The 20,644-nt window shown below is 71.2% G+C and carries 16 protein-coding genes; 11 read left to right on the top strand and 5 right to left on the bottom strand.

Features of this window, described 5'->3' with window-relative positions; all coding sequences use genetic code 11:
- Positions 1-38: 38 nt before the first annotated feature.
- Positions 39-464 carry a hypothetical protein gene (locus tag AB0B94_RS02495; protein ID WP_357267570.1) on the top strand — a complete coding sequence of 142 codons (426 nt, stop codon included), beginning with the start codon at positions 39-41 and terminating at the stop codon, positions 462-464.
- 2 nt (positions 465-466) lie between these two features.
- On the top strand, positions 467-2,584 hold the full coding sequence (locus tag AB0B94_RS02490) for a bifunctional polysaccharide deacetylase/glycosyltransferase family 2 protein (RefSeq protein WP_357267567.1): 2,118 nt from the start codon (positions 467-469) through the stop codon (positions 2,582-2,584).
- 32 nt (positions 2,585-2,616) lie between these two features.
- On the opposite strand, the gene AB0B94_RS02485 is transcribed toward AB0B94_RS02490, so the two are convergent.
- A complete protein-coding gene (locus tag AB0B94_RS02485; RefSeq protein ID WP_357267565.1) occupies positions 2,617-2,772 on the bottom strand; it encodes a hypothetical protein in 156 nt (51 codons plus the stop codon).
- Positions 2,773-2,787: 15 nt separating this feature from the next.
- The gene (locus AB0B94_RS02480) at positions 2,788-4,884 is read right to left on the bottom strand and encodes a S9 family peptidase (RefSeq protein WP_357267563.1); all 2,097 of its coding nucleotides are present in this window, start codon (positions 4,882-4,884) and stop codon (positions 2,788-2,790) included.
- Between the two features lie 96 nt (positions 4,885-4,980).
- On the opposite strand from AB0B94_RS02480, the gene AB0B94_RS02475 reads away from it, so the two are divergent.
- Positions 4,981-6,339: an FAD-binding oxidoreductase gene (locus tag AB0B94_RS02475; protein WP_357267561.1), complete on the top strand. Its 1,359-nt coding sequence runs from the start codon at positions 4,981-4,983 to the stop codon at positions 6,337-6,339.
- 17 nt (positions 6,340-6,356) lie between these two features.
- On the opposite strand, the gene AB0B94_RS02470 is transcribed toward AB0B94_RS02475, so the two are convergent.
- Positions 6,357-6,764, bottom strand: coding sequence for a hypothetical protein (locus AB0B94_RS02470; RefSeq protein ID WP_357267559.1), 408 nt, complete (start codon positions 6,762-6,764; stop codon positions 6,357-6,359).
- A 48-nt stretch (positions 6,765-6,812) separates the two neighbouring features.
- Complete coding sequence (locus AB0B94_RS02465) at positions 6,813-8,885, bottom strand: SpoIIE family protein phosphatase (RefSeq protein ID WP_357267557.1); 2,073 nt, start codon at positions 8,883-8,885, stop codon at positions 6,813-6,815.
- Positions 8,886-9,180: 295 nt separating this feature from the next.
- Here AB0B94_RS02465 and AB0B94_RS02460 point away from each other — a divergent pair, with 295 nt between their 5' ends.
- Together AB0B94_RS02460 and AB0B94_RS02455 are read left to right on the top strand one after the other, a co-directional pair.
- Positions 9,181-13,548 carry a HAMP domain-containing protein gene (locus AB0B94_RS02460; protein ID WP_357267555.1) on the top strand — a complete coding sequence of 1,456 codons (4,368 nt, stop codon included), beginning with the start codon at positions 9,181-9,183 and terminating at the stop codon, positions 13,546-13,548.
- Positions 13,545-14,099: a response regulator gene (locus AB0B94_RS02455; protein ID WP_091395745.1), complete on the top strand. Its 555-nt coding sequence runs from the start codon at positions 13,545-13,547 to the stop codon at positions 14,097-14,099. The genes AB0B94_RS02460 and AB0B94_RS02455 overlap by 4 nt, the downstream gene beginning before the upstream one ends.
- Positions 14,100-14,114: 15 nt before the next feature.
- Here AB0B94_RS02455 and AB0B94_RS02450 read toward each other — a convergent pair whose 3' ends face one another.
- On the bottom strand, positions 14,115-14,450 hold the full coding sequence (locus AB0B94_RS02450; protein ID WP_007454492.1) for an STAS domain-containing protein: 336 nt from the start codon (positions 14,448-14,450) through the stop codon (positions 14,115-14,117).
- A 176-nt stretch (positions 14,451-14,626) separates the two neighbouring features.
- Between AB0B94_RS02450 and hemL the strand changes: the two genes are divergently transcribed.
- The 6 genes from hemL to ccsB are packed head-to-tail and all read left to right on the top strand — an operon-like array spanning position 14,627 to position 20,616.
- Complete coding sequence (hemL, locus tag AB0B94_RS02445) at positions 14,627-15,964, top strand: glutamate-1-semialdehyde 2,1-aminomutase (protein WP_357267552.1); 1,338 nt, start codon at positions 14,627-14,629, stop codon at positions 15,962-15,964.
- Positions 15,965-15,970: 6 nt separating this feature from the next.
- Positions 15,971-16,618, top strand: a complete 648-nt coding sequence (locus tag AB0B94_RS02440) for a histidine phosphatase family protein (RefSeq protein ID WP_091395739.1) — start codon at positions 15,971-15,973, stop codon at positions 16,616-16,618.
- Positions 16,618-17,184, top strand: a complete 567-nt coding sequence (locus AB0B94_RS02435; protein WP_357267550.1) for a TlpA disulfide reductase family protein — start codon at positions 16,618-16,620, stop codon at positions 17,182-17,184. The genes AB0B94_RS02440 and AB0B94_RS02435 overlap by 1 nt, the downstream gene beginning before the upstream one ends.
- Positions 17,184-18,002: a cytochrome c biogenesis protein CcdA gene (locus tag AB0B94_RS02430; RefSeq protein WP_357267548.1), complete on the top strand. Its 819-nt coding sequence runs from the start codon at positions 17,184-17,186 to the stop codon at positions 18,000-18,002. The genes AB0B94_RS02435 and AB0B94_RS02430 overlap by 1 nt, the downstream gene beginning before the upstream one ends.
- Positions 18,002-19,645 carry a cytochrome c biogenesis protein ResB gene (locus AB0B94_RS02425; protein WP_357267546.1) on the top strand — a complete coding sequence of 548 codons (1,644 nt, stop codon included), beginning with the start codon at positions 18,002-18,004 and terminating at the stop codon, positions 19,643-19,645. Before AB0B94_RS02430 ends, AB0B94_RS02425 begins: the two co-directional genes overlap by 1 nt.
- Positions 19,645-20,616, top strand: a complete 972-nt coding sequence (gene ccsB / locus AB0B94_RS02420) for a c-type cytochrome biogenesis protein CcsB (RefSeq protein WP_357267544.1) — start codon at positions 19,645-19,647, stop codon at positions 20,614-20,616. The genes AB0B94_RS02425 and ccsB overlap by 1 nt, the downstream gene beginning before the upstream one ends.
- Positions 20,617-20,644 lie beyond the last annotated feature (28 nt).

Raw genomic sequence — 20,644 nt, 5'->3', positions numbered from 1 at the left:
CGGACGGTCCCGCCACGGTGACCAGGGGAGTTCGCCAGATGCACAACCAACCGGGCTCCGCCCCGCCGGTGTTCGTCGACGGCACCGGGCGTCGTCGACGGCTGACAGTCATCGCGGGCACCGCCATGGGCCTTGGCCTGCTCACCAGCCTCGCCCTGATCGCCGCGGGCATCTTCCTGGACACCTCGGTGCCGCTGCCCGGCTGGTCGGACGACTCCCGGGGAACGCGACCGGTGGAGGCCGGCGTGGACGGGATCAACCAGCCCCGGGTGGCCACGTCGCCGTCGCCGGTGACCCGTACGGCTGCGCCGCTGCCGCGCGCCACGTCGACAGCCGGGGACCGACCCCCCACCACGGCCGGTACGACAGCCACCGGGGTGCCGTCCGCCACCGACCGGCCGGGTCGTGGCGACGAACACCGCAACGGCGCCAAGCCAAGCAGGCCGCCCGGTAAGCCGCAGTGACGATGGCGAGACACGTGGCCCGCCGTGACCCTCGGGCGCACTGGCTGCTGCTCCTGCTCGGGCTGCTCCTGCTGCTCGCGGCCCTCACCGTCAACGGTCTGGTGAGTGGCCTCGCCGGTGGATCGGGGAACGCCACCGACCGGCCCGCGCCGGATGTCCCGGCCGCCGTCGGCTCGGGCGGCCCGGTGCTGCGGCTGGACCGCGCCGAACCGGCCAGCCGGGCGCTGCCGGACCGCACCGTCGCGCTGACCTTCGACGACGGACCGGACCCGAGTTGGACGCCGCAGGTCCTCGACGTACTGCGCCGGCACGGCGCGCACGCCACCTTCTTCGTGGTGGGCGCGCGGGTCAACGAGCATCCCGAACTGGTCCGGCGGATCCTCGCCGAGGGGCACGAGATCGGGTCGCACACGTTCACCCACGCCAACCTGGCCGACGTATCGCCCTGGCGTCGTGACCTCGAACTGTCGCTGACCCGCAAGGCTGTCGCGTCAGCCACCGGCCGGGAGGTCACCCTGTTCCGGCCGCCGTTCTCCTCGGTGTCGGCGGCGCTGACCGGGCCCGATTACGCAGCGTTGCGCGCCGCCGCCGGTGCCGGGCACGTCGCGGTGCTCACCGACCTGGACACCAGGGACTGGCAGCGCCCCGGCACCGACCAGATCGTGCGGGCGGCCACCCCGAAGCGGGGTCGGGGAGCTGTGGTGCTGATGCACGACGGCGGCGGTGACCGGGCGCAGACCCTCGCCGCGCTGGACCGGTTGCTGCCCGCGCTGGGCGAGCAGGGCTACCGGTTCACCACGGTCTCCGCCGGCATCGACGCCTCGCCCTCGATGGTCCCGGCCGGCGCGGGTGCCCGGCTGAGCGGCACCGCGCTGCGCTGGACCCAGACCGCCGCCCGCTGGTCGGCCGACGTGATGAACGTGCTGCTCGCCGCCGCGCTCGTGCTCGGGGTGGCGCGTCTGGCCGTGCAGGTGTTCTGCGCCCAGCGGCACGTCCGCCGGGTCCGCCGTCGCCGCCGCCACCGGCCGGAGGTTCGGGTACCCGTCTCGGTGATCGTGCCCGCGTACAACGAGGCGGCGAACATCGCCGCCACTGTTCGGTCCCTGCTGGCCAGCGCGTACCCGGCGTTGGAGGTGATCGTGGTGGACGACGGGTCGGACGACGGCACCGCCGACATCGTCGAGCGGATGCGACTGCGCGGGGTGCGCGTGATCCGGCAGGCCAACGCCGGCAAGCCAGCGGCGCTGAACACGGGCATCAGGGCGGCGCGGGCGAACCTGCTGGTGCTGGTCGACGGCGACACCGTCTTCCAGCCGGACACCGTGCACCACCTGGTGCAGGGCTTCGCCGACCCGTCGGTGGGCGCGATCAGCGGCAACACCAAGGTCGCCAACCGGCGCCGGCTGCTCGGTCGGTGGCAGCACCTGGAGTACGTGATCGGCTTCAACCTCGACCGACGGATGTACGACGTGCTGGAGTGCATGCCGACCATCCCCGGCGCGATCGGCGCGTTCCGCCGCGAGGTGCTGCTGCGGGTGGGAGGGGTGCCGTCGGACACGCTGGCCGAGGACACGGACCTCACCATGAAGGTGCTCCGGGCCGGCTGGCGGGTCGTCTACGAGGAGTCGGCCATCGCCTGGACCGAGGCCCCGTCGTCGTTGCGCCAGCTCTGGCGGCAGCGTTACCGCTGGTGCTACGGCACCATGCAGGCGATGTGGAAGCACCGGCACGCGCTGCGCGAGTCGGGTGCCGGCGGCAGACTGGGCCGCCGCGGCCTGCCGTACCTCACGGTGTTCCAGATCGTGTTGCCGCTCACCGCTCCGGCGGTCGACGTGTTCGCCGTGTACGGCCTGCTCTTCCTGCCCTGGTCGACCCTCGCCCTGGCCTGGGCGGGACTGCTGCTGTTGCAAGCGGCCACCGCCGCGTACGCGCTGCGACTGGACCGGGAGCGGTACGGCCCACTGTGGGCGCTGCCGTTCCAGCAGTTGGTCTACCGGCAGCTCATGTACCTGGTGGTGGTGCAGTCGGTGGTCACCGCGTTGATCGGCAACCGGCTGCGTTGGCAGCGGATGGTGCGGACCGGCGAGGCGGCGGCGTTGGTGGGGGCCGGCCGCGGCTGACGCCACCTCGACACAGCGCCAGCCGCCGCCGTTCAGCTCGGGGTGTGGAAGAGACCGGCCGACCAGGAGATGACCAGGCCGACGGCGGCGGAGCAGCAGCAGACGAGCAGGGCGGCGGCGACCACCGCGAGGATCACCCAGGCGGACGCCCGCCGGGGCGTCGGCCCCGGCCCGTCCTCGTTGGTCATCGCCGCCGCCCGTCGTCAGGCCCGGCCGACGCGGTCCAGGATCCAGGCGTTGATGAACGCCTCCTCGCGCCAGGAGTCGTAGCGACCGCTCGGGCCGCCGTGCCCGGCACCCATCTCGGTCTTCAGCAGGTAGTCGCCGCTCGGTGCCACCGCCCGCAGGCGGGCGATCCACTTCGCCGGCTCCGAGTAGAGCACCCGGGTGTCGTTGAGGCTGGTCACCGCGAGGATCGCCGGATAGTCCACGGCGGCCACGTTCTCGTACGGCGTGTAGGACTTCATGTACGCGTACACCTCGGGGTCGTCGAGGGGGTTGCCCCACTCCTCCCACTCGGTGACTGTCAGCGGCAGCGACGGGTCGAGGATCGACGTGAGCGCGTCCACGAACGGCACCTGCGCCACGATCCCGGTGAACGCGTCCGGCGCGAGGTTGGCCACCGCGCCCATCAGCAGGCCACCGGCCGAGGCGCCCCGGGCGACCAGCCGGTCGCTGGACGTCCAGCCGGCCTTGACGAGGTGCTGGGCCGATGCCACGAAATCGGTGAAGGTGTTCTTCTTGGCCAGCAGCTTGCCCTGGTCGTACCACCGTCGGCCCAGCTCACCGCCGCCCCGGATGTGCGCCACGGCGAAGACCACACCCCGGTCCAACAGGGACAGCCGGGCCACCGAGAACCACGGGTCCATGCTGGCCTCGTACGAGCCGTAGCCGTACAACTCGCAGGGTGCCGAGCCGTCCCGGGGGGTGCCCACGCGGCAGACCAGTGAGATCGGCACCCGGGTGCCGTCGTCGGCGAGTGCCCAGTCGCGGTGCTGCTCGTACTCGGCCGGGTCGTACGGTCGCCCGTCCGGACCGGGCAGCACCGGCTTCTGCTTGAGCAGCACCATCTGCCGGGTGACCAGGTCGTAGTCGTACACCGAGTCGGGGGTGATGAGCGAGGAGTAGCGCAGCCGGACCTGGCCGGTGCGGTACTCCGGGTTGGCGTCCAACCCGACGCTGTACAGCGGCTCGGGGAAGTCGATGTCGTACCCGTCGTCACTGCCCACCGGCAGCACCCGCAGCCCGGTGAGCCCGTCGGTGCGCAACGACACCACCAGGTGGTTGGCGAAGGCGTCGACGGCTTCCAGCCGGGTGCCGGGGGTGTGCTCGATCAGCGGCACCCAGTCGCCCGGTACGTCCGCCGAGGTGAACGCCAGCGCGAAGTCCTCCGCGCCGTCGTTGTGCAGGATCAGGAAACGGTGGCCGTGGTGCTCGACCGTGTATTCGACGCCCTGTCGGCGGGGGGCGATCACGGCCGGCGCGCCGGTCGGGTTGCCGGCGGGGATCACCAGCACCTCGCTGGTCACCTTGCTGTGCACGTCGATGAGGATGAACTTCTCCGACCGGGTCAGCTCCACCCCCACCCAGAACCGCTCGTCATCCTCCTGGTGGACGACCACGTCGTCGGCTGCTGCGGAGCCGATGGTGTGCCGCCAGACCCGGTTCGGCCGCCAGGCGTCGTCCACCGTCACGTAGAACAGCACCGAGGCGTCCGACGACCAGGCGGTGCCGTAGAAGGTGTCCGGCACCTCGTCCGGCAGCAGCTCGCCGGTGGTCAGGTCCTTCACCCGCAGGGTGAAGCGTTCGTCACCGGAGAAGTCGGTGGAGTAGGCCAGCCAGCGTCCGTCCGGGCTGACGTCGAACGCGCCGAGCGAGAGGAAGTCGTGCCCCTCGGCCAGCAGGTTGCCGTCGAGCAGCACCTCCTCGCCGTCGAGCGGGGCGCCGTCCGGGCTGACCGGCGGGTCGGTCTCACCGTCGCGGACCGCCCGGCGACACTGCACTCCGTACTGTTGCCCCTCGACCGTCCGGGTGTAGTACCAGTGCCCGCCCTTGCGGGTCGGCACGGACAGGTCGGTCTCCTGGGTGCGTCGGCGAGTCTCCTCGAACAGGTCGGCGCGCAGGTCGGCCAGGTGTGCGGTGCGCGCGTCGGTGTACTCGTTCTCGGCGGTCAGGTAGGCGATCGTCTCCGGGTCGTCCTTGGCGGCGAGCCAGGCGTACTCGTCGACGACGGTGTCGCCGTGGTGGGTGCGCTCGCTGGGCACCCGCTTCGCCGCGGGCGGGGCAGTCTCGGTGGTCACGGCGGCCACGTTACCGGCCGGCAGCCGCAGCGCGCCGGACCAGCGGCATCCCGATACTCGTCACCGCGACTTTAGAACACATGTACGATAGCCGGCATGGCGGCAGCAGCGAGTTCCCTCGGCCGGTCCGGAGCCCTTGAGATCACCCGGCGGTTGGCGGCGATCTGCGGTCCACCGTTCTCCCGGCTGGCCGGGCCGGCCGACGAGGTGGCGGGGCGACCGGCGCGTTGGGTGGCCGTCCCGGGCGGCCCGCACGCCGCCGCCGAGGTGCTGCGGCTGGCCGCCGTGCACGACCTGGCGGTGGTGCCCCGGGGCGCGGGCACGAAGATCGACTGGGGTGCCGCCCCCGTTCAGGTCGACATCCTGCTCGACACCGGCCGACTGGCCGGCATCGGTCACGAGCCGGTCGACTCGCTGGTGACCGAGGTGGGGGCCGGCACTCCACTGCGGGCGGTGCAGGCCACCCTGGAGCGCACCGGCCAGCGGCTCGCGATGGACGCCCCCTCACCCGGCGCGACAGTGGGCGGCGTGCTCGCCGCCGGCGAGGCCGGCCCGCTGCGCCACCGCCACGGCAGCCCCTGCGACCAACTTCTCGGTGTGCGTTACCTCGCCGCCGACGGCGAGCTGACCAGCGTCGACGGTGGCGCGCCCGGGCTCGACCTGGCCCGCCTGCTCTGCGGCTCCCAGGGCGCGCTCGGCGTGCTGGTGTCGGCGAGCCTGCGGGTGCAGCCGGTGCCGGCGAGCAGGCTCTGGGTGTCCCGCCCGGTGTGGACGCCGTTGGAGGTGCACGACCTGGTCCGGACGATCCTCGCCGCTCGGCTGGAGCCGGCGGCCATCGAGCTGGACCTGCCCGGAGGCACCCCCCGCCCGCGTACGCCGTACCCGCCCGGTCACCCGGCGGCCACCGCCCGGGAGCGCCATCCGTCGATGTCCGGCCGGGCCGGCGCCCCGTCCCGGGCCGGCAGCCTGGTGGTGCTGCTGGAAGGCGGCCCCGCCGACGTCACCGAGCGTGCCGAGCGGCTTGTCGGCCTGCTGCACGGGGAGGCGACGATCGCGCACTCCGCGCCGACGTGGTGGCGCCGCTACCCGTTCGCGCCGGGTGACACGGCGCTGCGCCTGGAGGTGCCGATCGGCGACCTGCACGCCGCCGTCTACGCGCTACGCGACGCGGCCGGAGCGCCGGTGCCGATACGCGGGTCAGCCGGGCTGGGCGTGGTGCACGCGGCGTTGCCCGGGGCGCTGGCAGCCGACCGGGTGGCGTCCATCCTGGCCGCCGTCCGAGGGGTGCTGCTGGCCCGGCAGGGCCGCTGCGTGGTGGTCTCCGCTCCGGCGGCGGTCCGCCAGGCGGTCGACCTCTGGGGCGAGTTGGCCGGCCTGGCCCAGTTGCGGGCCGCGAAGCGGCACCTGGATCCGGAGCACCGGCTCGCGCCGGGACGGCTCCCCGGCGGCCTGTGAGGCCTGCCCGGCCGTGCTCAGTCCAGCCACCACCGGTGCATGTCCAGCAGTGGCGGGGTGAGGCGGGCCACCAGCACCAGCAGGCTGCCGGCCGCCCCGGCCAGCAGCAGTGACCGGGTTGCCCGGGGCAGGGCCTCGCGCTCCCGGACGACCAGCGCCACCGCGACGATCGCCAACGGCAGCCCGAGCACAGCACCCGTCAGGTAGAGCACCGCCACCACGGGGTGGAGCACCCCGAAGAAGGCGATGTCCTTCGGGTCGTACGCGCCGGTCAGCATCTCGGCCGGGCCGATGCCGGCGCTCGCCATCTGACCGACGTAGAGCAGCAGCACGGCGAGGAACCCGCCGATGGTCGCGAACTGCGCGACGATCAGGGCCCGGACAAACGGCCGGGAGTACGACGTGACCTGCGCGGCACTCGACATGGTCGTCAATCTACCGAGCGGACCCGATAGCCGTTGGCCGCGCTGCGGTCAGGTCGCGTCGTTGCGGAGCACCAGGACGGCGATGTCGTCCCGGGGTGGCTCGACCGAGAAGTTGATCGCCGCGGCGCGCAGCCGGGCGGCCACCACGTCGGCCGAATATCCGGCCAGGGGAGCGGCGGCGTCCCGCAGTCGGTCGGTGCCGAACAGCTCCCGGCCGCGCCTCCGCTCGGTGACGCCATCGGTGTAGAAGATCAGCGAATCGCCCGGTGCGAGCGTGATCTCCGCCGTCGGCGAGGTGATCGTGTCGAGCAGGCCGAGCGCGGTGCCGCCGGTGCCGACGAACCCGGCGCCGCCCGCTGCGGCGAGCAGCACCGGCCGGTCGTGCCCGGCGAGGTGCAGCGAGACGTCCAACTGGTCACCCTCGCCCGGCCCGACCGCTGCCAGGGCCAGCGTGCAGTAGCGACCGCCACCGCGCTCGACAAGCGTCTCGTTGAGCCGCGCCAGCGCCTCGGGTAACGGTTTGCCGTCGCCGACCAGCACCCGGATCACGTCCCGGACCAGCCCGGTCACCGCGGCGGCCTGGACACCCTTGCCGGAGACGTCACCGATCACCACCAGCCAGCGCCCGTCGGGCAGCGGCACCACGTCGTAGAAGTCGCCACCCACCTCGGCGTCGTCGCCGGTCGGGACGTACTCGGCGGCGAAACCGATCCCGTCCACAAGCGGCAGCACCGGCGGCAGCAGAGACTGCTGGAGCGTCTGTGCCACCCGACGGCGTTCGGCGTGGATCCGGGCGTTCTCGATGGCCAGCGCGGCCCGTCGAGCCACGTCCTCCAACACGGCCACCTCGTCCGGGTCGTGCCGGTGCCGCTGGTGCCGCCCCACCGCCAGGGTCCCGAGCCGCTGCCCGCGGGCGATCAGCGGGACGGCGAAACCCTCCATCGGCCCACCCAGGGGGATCTGCGCCGCGCTGCGGGACGCCTCGCGGAGACGGGCCTGGATCGAGTCCGGCCCGGTCTCCGCCAGCACCTTGTGCAACTGCGGAAGCATCGACTCGTCGGCGTGGCTGGCCGCCGCCAGCCGGAGCCGACCCCATTCGTCGGCGGTGTGCACAGCGCACCACTGACCGAGTCGCGGCACCACCAACTGCGGCACCAGCGCCATGGTCAGGTCGACGTCGAGCGACTGGGCCAGCAGTTCGCTCGCCTCGGCCAGGAAGGTCAGCCACACCTGCCGGCGGACGTCGGCCCGGCGCAGCCGGTCGTTCTCCAGGTGCAGCGACAGCCGCTCGGCGGTGAGCACCGCCAACGGTTGGGCGTACGCCGACGGCGCGGCGTCCAACTCCAACTCCCCGGCGTACGGGCGGTGCACGGTCAGTGGCACCCGGAGCAGGTCGCTGCCGGGGCGGGGTGGCCGACCGAAGCGGGCCAGCACCTGGCTGCCCTGCCCGTCGCCCCGGTCCAGGCGGATGGTGCCGCCGGCTGCGCCCACCATCTCGGCGACCCGGCTGAGCAGGCTGGTGGCGAAGTCGGGCAACGGGTCGTCCCCGTACAGGTCGGGGGCTGTCTGCATGAGTTCGCTCATCGCGCTGGCGCTCGGCGCGGACCCGTCGGTGCTCGTCCGGGGGCCGGCGTTGGCCGGTGTCGATTCGCCGATGGTCCCGCTGGAGGGCGGGTCGGCGCCGGGGCGGTCCAGCCGGAACCAGACGCCCTTCCCGGTGGGCAGGTACGTGGTGCCCCAGCGGCTGGCGAAGTGGTCGACCAGCAACAGGCCCCGGCCCCGCACGGAAACCTCGTTGATCTCGGTGGAGTCGTTGCGGTCGCCGACTGTCAGCTCGTCGCCGGAACCGGGGGCGAAGTCGGAGACGGTGACGGTCAACCCGATCTCGTCCGCGACGACCTCGATGTCCAGTTCGGTACGGGCGTGCTCGACGGCGTTGGTGGTCAGCTCGGTGGTGAGCAGCAGCGCCTCGTTTGCCAGCTCGTCCAGGTGTGACTCGGTCAACACCGAGCGGACCACGGCGCGGGCGGCGGCCGGCGTACGGCGGTCGGCGGGCAGCCGCACACGCCGGACGGCCCCGTCCCGGGCCCCGGCCGTCGCGGGCCCCGCCTCGGCTGACACCCCCGTATCCTCCACCGTTCCCCTGCCGGGTGCCAAGCCGATCACCGATCGCGGGCTGTCGCGTCGGTCAGCGGCACCGGCGGCCAGGGGGCTGGTCGACGCGTCGAAACGAACGGTCCGGGAGCCGGGCGAGGTTTGCGGCGCGCCGTGCCGGCTCGACCCTGATCGGGCGGGTCGACGGGCGATCGATGCCACCTGGCGGGTCGCGCACCCTGGCACCACGGAGCGCGCGGGCACAATATGGGGTGCCGGTGTGCCCGCACGGACCGGCGCCCCCCGAGTTGAGCGAGGAATGATGACCACGTCGAAGCAGTCGGTGGCGGATCCGTCCGCGCCCGACCACGAGGCGCTCCTCGGTGAGTTGGCCGAGGCACTGCGACGGATCGGGCGCGGTGACCTGAAGGTCCGGCTTCCCCGCCGGGCCGGCGCGGCCGGTGAGGTGGCGGACGCCTTCAACGAGGTGGTCTCGCTCCAGGAGCGGCAGTACCTGGACCTGCGGCGGATCAGCCGGATCGTCGGTCGCGACGGCCGGCTCACCGAGCGGCTCGACGACGAGGGGCTGGACGGCTCGTGGGCGGAGGGGCAGCGGGCGATCAACTCGCTGATCGACGACCTGGGTCGACCGACCACCGAGATCGCCCGGGTGATCGTGGCGGTCGCCGACGGTGACCTTTCCCAGCACATGGCGTTGGAGATCGACGGTCGGCCGCTGCGCGGCGAGTACCTGCGCATCGGGCGCACTGTGAACACGATGGTGGACCAGCTGTCGTCGTTCTCCAACGAGGTGACCCGGGTGGCCCGTGAGGTGGGTACCGAGGGCAAGTTGGGTGGCCAGGCCGACGTGCGGGGCGTCGCCGGCACCTGGAAGGACCTCACCGACTCGGTGAACACCATGGCGTCGAACCTGACCGGCCAGGTGCGGTCGATCTCGCAGGTGGCGACGGCGGTGGCCAAGGGTGACCTGTCGCAGAAGATCACGGTCAGCGCGCGTGGTGAGGTGGCCGAGCTGGCCGCCACGATGAACTACCTCACCGACACGCTGCGGCTCTTCGCCGAGCAGGTGACCCGGGTGGCCCGTGAGGTGGGTACCGAGGGCAAGTTGGGCGGCCAGGCCGAGGTGCCGAACGTGGCAGGCACCTGGAAGGACCTGACCGACAGCGTCAACTCGATGGCGTCGAACCTGACCGCCCAGGTCCGTAACATCGCCCAGGTCTCCACTGCTGTGGCGCGCGGCGACCTGTCGCAGAAGATCACGGTGGCGGCGCAGGGCGAGATCCTGGAGTTGAAGGACACCGTCAACACGATGGTGGACCAGTTGTCGTCGTTCGCCGACGAGGTGACCCGGGTCGCGCGTGAGGTGGGCATCGAGGGCAAGTTGGGCGGTCAGGCCCAGGTGCGTGGCGTCTCCGGCACCTGGCGGGACCTCACCGAGAACGTCAACCAGTTGGCCGGCAACCTGACCAGCCAGGTCCGCAACATCTCCCAGGTCTCCACCGCCGTGGCGAAGGGCGACCTGTCGCAGAAGATCACGGTGGACGCCCAGGGCGAGATCCTGGAGCTGAAGAACACCGTCAACACGATGGTGGACCAGTTGTCGTCGTTCGCCGACGAGGTGACCCGGGTGGCCCGCGAGGTGGGCACCGAGGGCAACCTGGGCGGTCAGGCGCAGGTGAAGGGCGTCTCGGGCACGTGGCGGGACCTGACCGACAACGTGAACTCGATGGCGTCGAACCTGACCAGCCAGGTCCGCAACATCGCCTCGGTGACCACCGCCGTGGCGAAGGGTGACCTGTCGCAGAAGATCACGGTGGACGCGCGGGGCGAGATCCTGGAGTTGAAGTCGACTGTCAACACGATGGTGGACCAGTTGTCGTCGTTCGCCGACGAGGTGACCCGGGTCGCGCGTGAGGTGGGCACCGAGGGCAAGTTGGGCGGTCAGGCGCAGGTGCGCGGGGTCGCCGGCACGTGGCGGGACCTGACCGACAACGTGAACTCGATGGCGTCGAACCTGACCGCCCAGGTCCGCAACATCGCCCAGGTCTCCACCGCCGTGGCGAAGGGTGACCTGTCGCAGAAGATCACGGTGGACGCGCGGGGCGAGATCCTGGAGTTGAAGTCGACTGTCAACACGATGGTGGACCAGTTGTCGTCGTTCGCCGACGAGGTGACCCGGGTCGCGCGTGAAGTGGGCACCGAGGGCAAGCTCGGCGGGCAGGCGCAGGTGAAGGGCGTCTCCGGCACGTGGCGGGACCTGACCGACAACGTGAACTCGATGGCGTCGAACCTGACCAGCCAGGTCCGCAACATCGCCTCGGTGACCACCGCCGTGGCGAAGGGTGACCTGTCGCAGAAGATCACCGTGGACGCCCAGGGCGAGATCCTGGAGTTGAAGTCGACTGTCAACACGATGGTGGACCAGTTGTCGTCGTTCGCCGACGAGGTGACCCGGGTCGCGCGCGAGGTCGGTATCGAGGGCAAGCTCGGCGGCCAGGCGCAGGTGAAGGGCGTCTCCGGCACCTGGCGCGACCTCACCGAGAACGTCAACCAGCTCGCCTCGACGCTGACCACGCAGTTGCGGGCCATCGCCCAGGTGTCCACCTCGGTGACCCGGGGCGACCTGACCCAGCGGATCGCTGTCAAGGCGCAGGGCGAGGTCGCCGAGCTGAAGGACAACATCAACCAGATGATCGTCACCCTTCGGGAGACGACGAAGAAGAACGCCGAGCAGGGCTGGCTGGACTCCAACCTCGCCCGGATCGGTGGCCTCCTGCAGGGCCAGCGCGACCTCGGCGAGGTCTGCCGCATGATCATGACGGAGGTGACTCCGCTGGTCGACGCCCAGCTCGGCGCCTTCTTCCTGGCCGACGACACAGATGGCAGCATGCGGCTGCGGCTGACCTCCTCGTACGGGTACGTGGCCCGGGGGCACGACGTCACCTTCGGGCCGGGTGAGGGGCTGGTCGGGCAGACAGCGCTCTCCCGTCGCACGATCCGGGTCAGCGCCTCCCCGAACAGTCGGCTCACCCTGCGCTCCGGCCTGGCCGAGACACCCCCGTCCGACCTGGTGGTGCTCCCCGTCCTGTTCGAGGGCGAGCTGCTCGGGGTGATCGAGTTCGCCAGTGTGTCGGCCTTCTCCGAACTGCACCTGTCGTTCCTGGAGCGGTTGGTGCTCACCATCGGCATCGCCGTCAACACCATCCAGGCCAACCGGCGTACGGAGGAGCTGCTGGCCCAGTCTCAGCGGCTGGCCCACGAGATGCAGGAGCAGTCGGCGGAGTTGCAGCGCACCAACGCCGAGCTGGAGGAGAAGGCCACTCTGCTGTCCGAGCAGAAGGGCAACATCGAGACGAAGAACCGGGAGATCGAGCTGGCCCGGCTGGGTCTGGAGGAGAAGGCGCAGCAGCTGACCCGGGCGTCGGCGTACAAGTCGGAGTTCCTGGCCAACATGAGCCACGAGCTGCGGACCCCGCTGAACTCGTTGCTGCTGCTGGCCCGTCTGCTGGCCGAGAACTCGGAGCAGAACCTCAGCCCGAAGCAGATCGAGTTCGCCCGGACCATCCACGGGTCCGGTTCCGACCTGCTGCGACTGATCGACGACATCCTCGACCTGTCCAAGATCGAGGCGGGCCGGATGGACGTCGAGCCGACCGAGATCCGCTTCACCGAGCTGCGCGGCTACGTCGAGCAGGCGTTCGCGCCGCAGGCCGAGGAGAAGAACCTGGACTTCCAGGTACGGGTCAGCAAGGATCTGCCGCCGGCGTTGGTGACCGACGCGCAGCGGTTGCAGCAGATCCTGCGCAACCTGCTCTCCAACGCTGTGAAGTTCACCGACAACGGTGCCGTGACGTTGCGGATCGCCCCGGCCGCGGAGAACGCGGTCTTCGACGTGCCGGCGCTGACGAATGCCCAGCAGGTGATCGCGTTCACCGTGATCGACACCGGGATCGGCATCTCCGACGACAAGCTGTCGATCATCTTCGAGGCGTTCCAGCAGGCCGACGGCACCACCAGTCGCCGGTACGGCGGCACCGGCCTGGGCCTGTCGATCAGCCGCGATCTGGCCCGGCTGATCGGCGGCACCATCACCGTCTCGTCCGCGCCCGGTCAGGGCTCGACCTTCACCCTGTTCGTGCCGCAGGTGCTGGCCCCGGACGCGGTGGTCGCGCCGCAGACTCCGTCGCCGCAGCGCGCCGGGCTGCCGTCGTCGCTGCTGATGCCGCCGCTGGAACTGTTGCCGGATCGGCCGGAGGCGCCGGCCACCCGTCAACTGGACGGCGCCACGGTGCTGATCGTGGATGACGACGTCCGCAACGTCTTCGCCTTGACCAGCGCGTTGGAGCTGCACGGGATGACCGTGCTGTACTCGGACAACGGGGCGGACGGTGTCCGTCTGCTGGCCGAGCATCCGGAGGTGGACATCGTGCTGATGGACGCCATGATGCCCGACCAGGATGGTTACGAGACCACCCGCCAGATTCGCCGCAACCACCGGTTCGCCGACCTTCCGGTGGTCTTCCTGACCGCGAAGGCGATGCCGGGTGACCGTGAGTCGGCGCTCGCTGCCGGGGGCAGCGACTACATCACCAAGCCGGTCGACCTGGACGACCTGATCGAACTGATGTCGTCCTGGATCAACGGCAGCCGGACCGAGGAGACTTCGTGACCCAGATGGCCAAAGCGCTGCTCGTGGACGACCGGCGGCAGAATCTGACGGCGCTGGAGGCGATCCTCCAGGGGCTGCCGGTCCAGTCGGTGGCGGTGGAGAGCGGCGAGGCGGCGCTGAAGCAGTTGCTGGTGGACGACTTCGCGGTGATCCTGTTGGACGCGCAGATGCCGGACATGGACGGCTTCGAGACGGCGAGTCACATCAAGCGCCGCGAGCGGACCCGGCACGTGCCGATCATCTTCCTCACCGCCGCCGACCGGGACGCCCAGCTCGCCCTTCGGGGTTACCAGGTGGGCGCGGTGGACTACCTCACCAAGCCGTTCGATCCGTGGGTGCTCCGGGCCAAGGTGTCGGTCTTCGTCGAGCTGTGGGTGAAGACCCGGCAGCTCGCCACCCAGTCGGATCTGGTCCGGGAGCGCGACACGCAGTGGCGGCGGCTCACCGACGCGGTCGACGAGGCGACCGCGCAGCTCCGCTCGGACGACCCGGAGGTCCGCGACCGGGCGGTACGGCTGCTCGAACAGGCCCGTTGGGGCAACACCGCCTGACGGCGGCGGGGCGGCTCAGCCAGTGGGCTGGTCGTTGCGGATCATCAGGGCGCTGCGTAGGCCGGTGATGTCCAGCACGCGGATCAGGAAGTCGCCCACGTGCGTCAGCATCAGCAGGCTCTGCGCGTGGCTGGCCTTGCGGCTGAGCACGACAAGGGTGCCCAGGCCCTGCGAGTCGCAGAAGGTGACGCCGCCGAGGTCGAGCACGATCCGCGGGGGTGGGTCGGCCAGCACCTCGTTGACGACGGTGGAGAGCTGGGCCGCCGTGAGCATGTCGATCTCACCGGCCAGGCGCAAGACTGCTTCGTCGCCCGTCCGGTGTAGCGTGATGGACAGTTCGGCACGATCCACCCGGTCAGCCTAGCGCGATCCGACCGACCTGGCCTGTCGAGGCCGCGAGCCGTCGCCGTCCAGGCCGCGAGCCCCGTGTCGGCGCTGTTGACCGACGCGGGTCGCAGGTGAGCCGGGTAACCCCGCCACGGGGTGGCTGCTGGTTGACCGTCCGGCGCTGTCACAATGGCGGCATCGTGACCGACATCTTTCCTGCCGGATCCGGCCGCTACCCAGCCGACGCGCCGGCCTCCGAGGCCCTGTTCGACCGCGCCCGCGCCATCGTGCCGGGCGGGGTGAACTCCCCTGTGCGCGCCTTCCAGGCGGTCGGCGGCACCCCGCGTTTCATGGTCCGTGGCGAGGGCCCGTGGCTGTACGACGCCGACGGTCGCCGCTACGTCGATCTGGTCTGCTCCTGGGGTCCGCTGATCCTCGGGCACGCCCACCCGGAGGTGGTGGAGGCCGTCCAGGCCGCCGCCGCACGGGGCACCAGCTTCGGCACTCCCACCCCCGGTGAGGTGGAGTTGGCCGACGAGATCGTCGCCCGGACCCCGGTCGAGCAGGTCCGCCTGGTCAACTCCGGCACCGAGGCGACCATGTCGGCGATCCGGCTGGCCCGTGGCTTCACCGGCCGCTCGAAGATCATCAAGTTCGCCGGCTGCTACCACGGCCACGTCGACGCGTTGCTCGCCGCCGCCGGCTCCGGCGTGGCCACCCTGGGCCTGCCCGACTCGCCCGGCGTGACCGGCGCGGCGGCCAGCGAGACGATAGTGCTTCCGTACAACGACATCCGGGCCGTCGAGGAGGCCTTCGCCGCCGAGGGCCCGCACATCGCCGCGGTGATCACCGAGGCCGCCGCCGGCAACATGGGCGTGGTGGCCCCCCGCGACGGCTTCAACCAGCAGCTCGCCCGGATCGCGCACGCACACGGCGCCCTGCTGGTGGTGGACGAGGTGATGACCGGGTTCCGGGTCTCCCGCGCCGGGTGGCACGGCCTCGACGCCTCCGACGCCGATCTGTGGACGTACGGCAAGGTCATGGGTGGCGGCCTGCCCGCCGCGGCGTTCGGCGGGCGCGCGGACATCATGGCGCGACTCGCTCCGGCCGGCCCGGTCTACCAGGCCGGCACCCTCTCCGGTAACCCGCTGGCCTGCGCCGCCGGCCTGGCGACCCTGCGGCTCGCCGACGACGCGTTGTACCAGCGCCTCGACGAGACGGCCGCCGTCGTGGGCAAGCTGGCGTCCGACGCGTTGGCCGCCGCCGGGGTCCCGCACCGGCTGTCGTACGCGGGCAGCATGTTCTCGGTCTTCTTCACCGACGCCGACGTGGTCGACTACGACAGCGCGCGCACCCAGCAGGTGCCGGCGTTCAAGGCGTTCTTCCACTCGATGCTCGCCGCTGGCGTCTACCTGCCGCCGAGCGCGTTCGAGTCGTGGTTCGTGTCGGCGGCGCTCGACGACGCCGCCCTGGAACACATCGCCGACGCGCTGCCCACGGCGGCGAACGCGGCGGCAGCGGCCGGTCACGGGGGGTAGAAGATCTTGAGCAAGACGGTGGTCCACGTGCTTCGGCACGGCGAGGTGTACAACCCCGACCAGATCCTCTACGGCCGGCTGCCCGGTTTCCGCCTCTCGGAGCTGGGTGTGCAGATGGCCAAGGCCGCCGCGCAGGGCCTGGCCGAGCGGGAGATCGTGCACGTGGTGGCCAGCCCGCTGGAGCGCGCCCAGCAGACCGCCGAGCCGATCGCCGCCCAGTTCGGGCTGCCGGTCGGGGTGGACGAGCGACTGATCGAGAGCGCCAACTGGTTCGAGGGCAAGAAGGTCTCCCCGGGGGACGGGTCGTTCCGCGACCCGCGTAACTGGTGGGTGCTGCGCGACCCGGTGACCCCGTCCTGGGGTGAGGCGTACCGGGTGATCGCCGAGCGGATGTTCGCGGCCGTGCACGCCGCCCGGGTCGCCGCCGAGGGACGCGAGGCGGTGCTGGTGTCGCACCAGCTCCCGATCTGGACGTTGCGTCGTTACGTCGAGCGCAAGCGGCTCTGGCACGACCCGCGCAAGCGGCAGTGCGGGCTGGCGAGCCTCACCTCGTTCCACTTCGACGGCGCGAAGGTGGCCGGCATCGGCTACAGCGAGCCGGCCGCGCACCTGATCGCTCTCTCCGCGACCGCCCGGACGGCCAAGGGGGCCTGATGAACGCCCGGAGGTGGACCGCCGGTCTGCTCGCCACCGTCGCCGCGGTGGCGCTGGTCGGCTGCACGTCCGGGGGCAGCGGGGAGAAGGACTGCACGAGTGATGGCCTCACGATCACCTGTGCGCCGGAGCAGCGGTCGAAGACCCCCAAGGTGATCGGCGAACTGCTCACCGGCGGCCAGTACGACGTCTCCCAGGCGCGCGGCCAGGTGGTGGTGGTCAACTTCTGGGGTTCCTGGTGCGCGCCCTGCCGGGCGGAGGCCGACGACCTGGAGGACACCTACCAGGCCACGAAGGCGTCCGGGGTGACCTTCCTCGGGGTCAACGTGCAGGACAGCAAGGACAAGGCGATCGCCTTCGAGCAGGGGCGGGCCACCTACCCGAGCATCTTCGACCCCTCCAGCCGCCAGGCGCTGAACTTCGACATCCCGCCCAATTCGACACCGGCGACTGTTGTCCTCGACCGCGACGGCCGGATCGCCGTGGTGATCCGTCGCGCTGTGACAAAGGACGAGCTGCTGCCGATCGTCGAACGGGTCGCCGCCGAGAAGCCGGCGTCGAACTGATGGGGGAGACCTTCGAGCAACTGGCCCTCCGCGGGCCGCTGCTGCTCGCCATCGGCGCGGCGGCGCTCGCCGGCCTGGTCAGTTTCCTCTCCCCGTGCGTGCTTCCACTCGTCCCCGGCTACCTGTCATACGTGACCGGTCTGGCCGGCGCCGACCTGGAGGGCCGGCGGCCGGAGGCCGATCCCGCGCCGGCCGGCGGGGGTGTCGCCGTCAAGGAGCGGGTCGCGCGGGTCGGCGCGGTCAAGGGTCGGGTGCTCGCCGGGACACTGCTCTTCATCGGCGGCTTCACAGTCGTCTTCGTGGCCACCGCGATCCTCTTCGCCAGCATCGGCCGGGTGTTCTTCGACTACAAGCGCGAGTTGCAGATCAGCGTCGGCGTGCTGATCATCGTGGCGGGGTTGAGCTACCTCGGGATGATCCCGGCCCTGCAACGGGAGTTCCGGATCTCCCGGTTGCCGTCGGCCGGGCTGCTCGGCGCACCGGTCTTCGGGGCGGTCTTCGCGCTCAGTTGGGTGCCCTGCACCGGCCCCACGCTCGGCGCGGTGATGGGCATGGCCACCGCCAGCGGCCAGAGCGACCGAGCCGTGGTGCTCGCCGTGGCGTACTGCCTCGGGTTGGGGATACCGTTCATCGTCTTCGGGCTGGGCTTCGAACGCCTGCTCGGGGTCTTCCGCGCCGTTCGGCGCAACAGCCGCTGGGTCACCCGGGTCGGTGGCGCCCTGCTCATCCTGATCGGTCTGGCCCTGGTCACCGGCGGATGGCAGAGCTTCGTGATCTGGCTGCAGACCACCGTCGGGGTGGGCGAGGTGAGCATCTGATGACTGTCGTCGACGACCGACCGGAGACCGCGGCGCCCGCGCCACGCCGCCGGCCGAACCGGCTGCTGGCCCTGCTGCGCAACTCGTGGCGGCAGCTCACCAGCATGCGTACGGCGCTGATCCTGCTCTTCCTGCTCGCGATCGCCGCCATTCCCGGCTCGGTGCTGCCGCAGCGCGGGATCAGCCCGGAGAAGGTCAACGAGTACTTCGTCGACCACCCGGACTGGGCCCCCCGGCTGGACCGGATCGGCGCGTTCGAGGTCTTCGGGTCGGTCTGGTTCTCCGCGATCTACCTGCTGCTGTTCACCTCCCTGATCGGTTGCATCACGCCCCGGCTGCGTGACCACGTCCGCACGCTGCGCTCGCGTCCGCCGGCCGCGCCGAAGCGGATGGCCCGGCTGCCGCAGCACACGGTGCTGCCCGCCCCGCCCGGTGGGGCGGCGGCCATCGCGGAGGCGCTGCGCAAGCGCCGCTGGCGCGTCGAGGTGCGCGGCGACGAGGTCTCCGCCGAGAAGGGCTACCTCAAGGAGACCGGCAACCTGCTGTTCCACACCTCGCTGATCGCGGTGCTGATCGGGGTGGCGCTCGGCTCCTGGTACGGCTGGAGCGGCAACCGGCTGCTGGTGGCCGGGGCTGACAACGCGTTCTGCAACACCCGCCAGCAGTACGCCGAGGCGAAGCTCGGCCCCCAGGTGGACAGCGCCGACCTGCCCGGCTTCTGCCTGCGGCTGGACGACTTCGAGGCCCGGTTCCTGGCGTCCGGCCAGCCGGAGTTCTTCAACGCCACTGTCACAGTCGACGGCCCGGACGAGCCGACCCGCAGCGCCGACTTCTCGGTGAACTCGCCGCTGCGCCTCAACGACGCGAGCGTCTACCTGCTCGGGCACGGGTACGCCCCGGTGATCCGCTACACCGACCGGTTCGGCAACAGCCAGATCAGTGACGAACCGTTCCTGACCACCGGCGACATGGGCCTGACCAGCGAAGGGTTGGCGGCCTTCCCGGACGCTAACGTCGACCCGGCGACCGGCCAGCGGGCACCGGATCTGCAGATGGCGTTCACCGGCATCTACCTGCCCACGGCACCCGAGCAGGCGCCGTTCGTCCGTTCGCAGTACCCGACCGAGCGCAACCCGGCGCTGAACCTGGTCGCCTACCGGGGCAACCTCGGCCTGGACGCCGGTATCCCCGGCTCGGTCTACCAACTCGACCAGCGGCAGGTGCGGGCCGGCAAGGTCAAGGAGGTCGGCACCAAACTGCTCCGCAAGGGCGAGACCTGGAAGCTCGACGACGGCACGACAGTCGAGTTCCTGGGCACCGAGCGGTACGTCACCCTCTCCATCCGGCACGATCCGGGCTCGACGATGCTGCTGGTCAGCTGCGGCGTCCTGCTGGTCGGGTTGATGGGTTCGCTGTTCGGGAAACGCCGCCGGGTGTTCTTCCGGGTGGTGCCGGCCGACCCCGGGGGAGGATCTCCGACGAGCGGTAGTAGCTTGATGGAGGTCGGCGGGTTGCCGCGCACCGACTATCCAGGGTTCGCCGACGAGTTCACCCAGCTGGTCGCCGCCGTCAGCGGTGCCGAACGGGCTGGTGCTGGCGCTGACTCCGCTGACCGGGCCGGCGTGCGAGAAGGAGCCGAGTGATGTCCGCACTCTCCGACAATCTGGTGACATTCGCGATCCTGGCGTACCTGATCGCGATGATCGGCCACGCCGTCGAGTACGCGCTGGGCAACGTGCGTACCCGGGTCGCCACGGCGGCACCGGTACGCGAGTTGGTCGGTGCCGGCGGCGGTGTCGTTCCGACGCCGCCCGCGCCGGTCCCTTCGTCACCCACGGCCGACCGCTCCGCCGGGCGGGCCTGGCTCGCGGGCCTGATCGGCGTGGGCGCCACTGCTGTCGCCGCCGCGCTGCACCTGGCGGCGCTGGTCACCCGGGGGCTGGCTGCGGACCGGATGCCCTGGGGCAACATGTACGAGTTCGTGCTCACAGTGACGTTCATCGGGGTGGCCGCCTGGTTGGTGGTGCTCTGGAAGCGACAGTCGCTGCGCAAGCTCGGGCTCTTCCTCACCCTGGTGATGGTGCTGCTGGTCGCCACCGCCGAGCTGGTGCTGTACGTGCCGATCGTGCCGCTGGTGCCGGCGCTGAACTCGTACTGGTTCATCATTCACGTCTCGACGATCGTCTTCGCGTCCGGCATCTTCCTGCTCGGCGTGGTGCCGGCGGTCGGCTTCCTGATGCGCAACGGGTACGAGCAGGGCAAGCGCAGCTTCCCGTACACGCTGGCCAAGCGGCTGCCCGGCGCGGCCGGCCTGGAGCGGCTGACCTTCGCGCTGCACGCCTTCGCGTTCCCGATCTTCACCTTCGCGGTGATCGCCGGCGCTATCTGGGCCGAGGCGGCCTGGGGTCGGCCGTGGGGCTGGGACCCGAAGGAGACCTGGGCGTTCATCTCCTGGGTGGTGTACGCCGGCTACCTGCACGCCCGCGCGACGCCCAGCGTCAAGCGCAACGTGGCCACCTGGATCGCGGTGCTCGGCTTCCTCACCATGCTGATGAACCTGTTCGGCGTGAACATCTTCTTCACCGGCCTGCACTCGTACGGCGGGCTGGACTGACCTGTTCGACGTACGCATCCGACATGGA

The organism is Micromonospora sp. NPDC048986, from assembly GCF_040649335.1.
Lineage (GTDB): Bacteria > Actinomycetota > Actinomycetes > Mycobacteriales > Micromonosporaceae > Micromonospora > Micromonospora alfalfae.
This window is presented reverse-complemented; position numbering and strand designations above follow the sequence as displayed.

Bases quoted from the DNA above. Each gene is read 5' to 3' on its own strand.
- AB0B94_RS02495 (WP_357267570.1), top strand. From the start codon at position 39: ATGCACAACCAACCGGGCTCCGCCCCGCCGGTGTTCGTCGACGGCACC.
- AB0B94_RS02490 (WP_357267567.1), top strand. From the start codon at position 467: ATGGCGAGACACGTGGCCCGCCGTGACCCTCGGGCGCACTGGCTGCTG.
- AB0B94_RS02485 (WP_357267565.1), bottom strand. From the start codon at position 2,772: ATGACCAACGAGGACGGGCCGGGGCCGACGCCCCGGCGGGCGTCCGCC.
- AB0B94_RS02475 (WP_357267561.1), top strand. From the start codon at position 4,981: ATGGCGGCAGCAGCGAGTTCCCTCGGCCGGTCCGGAGCCCTTGAGATC.
- AB0B94_RS02470 (WP_357267559.1), bottom strand. From the start codon at position 6,764: ATGTCGAGTGCCGCGCAGGTCACGTCGTACTCCCGGCCGTTTGTCCGG.
- AB0B94_RS02460 (WP_357267555.1), top strand. From the start codon at position 9,181: ATGACCACGTCGAAGCAGTCGGTGGCGGATCCGTCCGCGCCCGACCAC.
- AB0B94_RS02435 (WP_357267550.1), top strand. From the start codon at position 16,618: ATGAACGCCCGGAGGTGGACCGCCGGTCTGCTCGCCACCGTCGCCGCG.
- AB0B94_RS02430 (WP_357267548.1), top strand. From the start codon at position 17,184: ATGGGGGAGACCTTCGAGCAACTGGCCCTCCGCGGGCCGCTGCTGCTC.
- AB0B94_RS02425 (WP_357267546.1), top strand. From the start codon at position 18,002: ATGACTGTCGTCGACGACCGACCGGAGACCGCGGCGCCCGCGCCACGC.
- ccsB (WP_357267544.1), top strand. From the start codon at position 19,645: ATGTCCGCACTCTCCGACAATCTGGTGACATTCGCGATCCTGGCGTAC.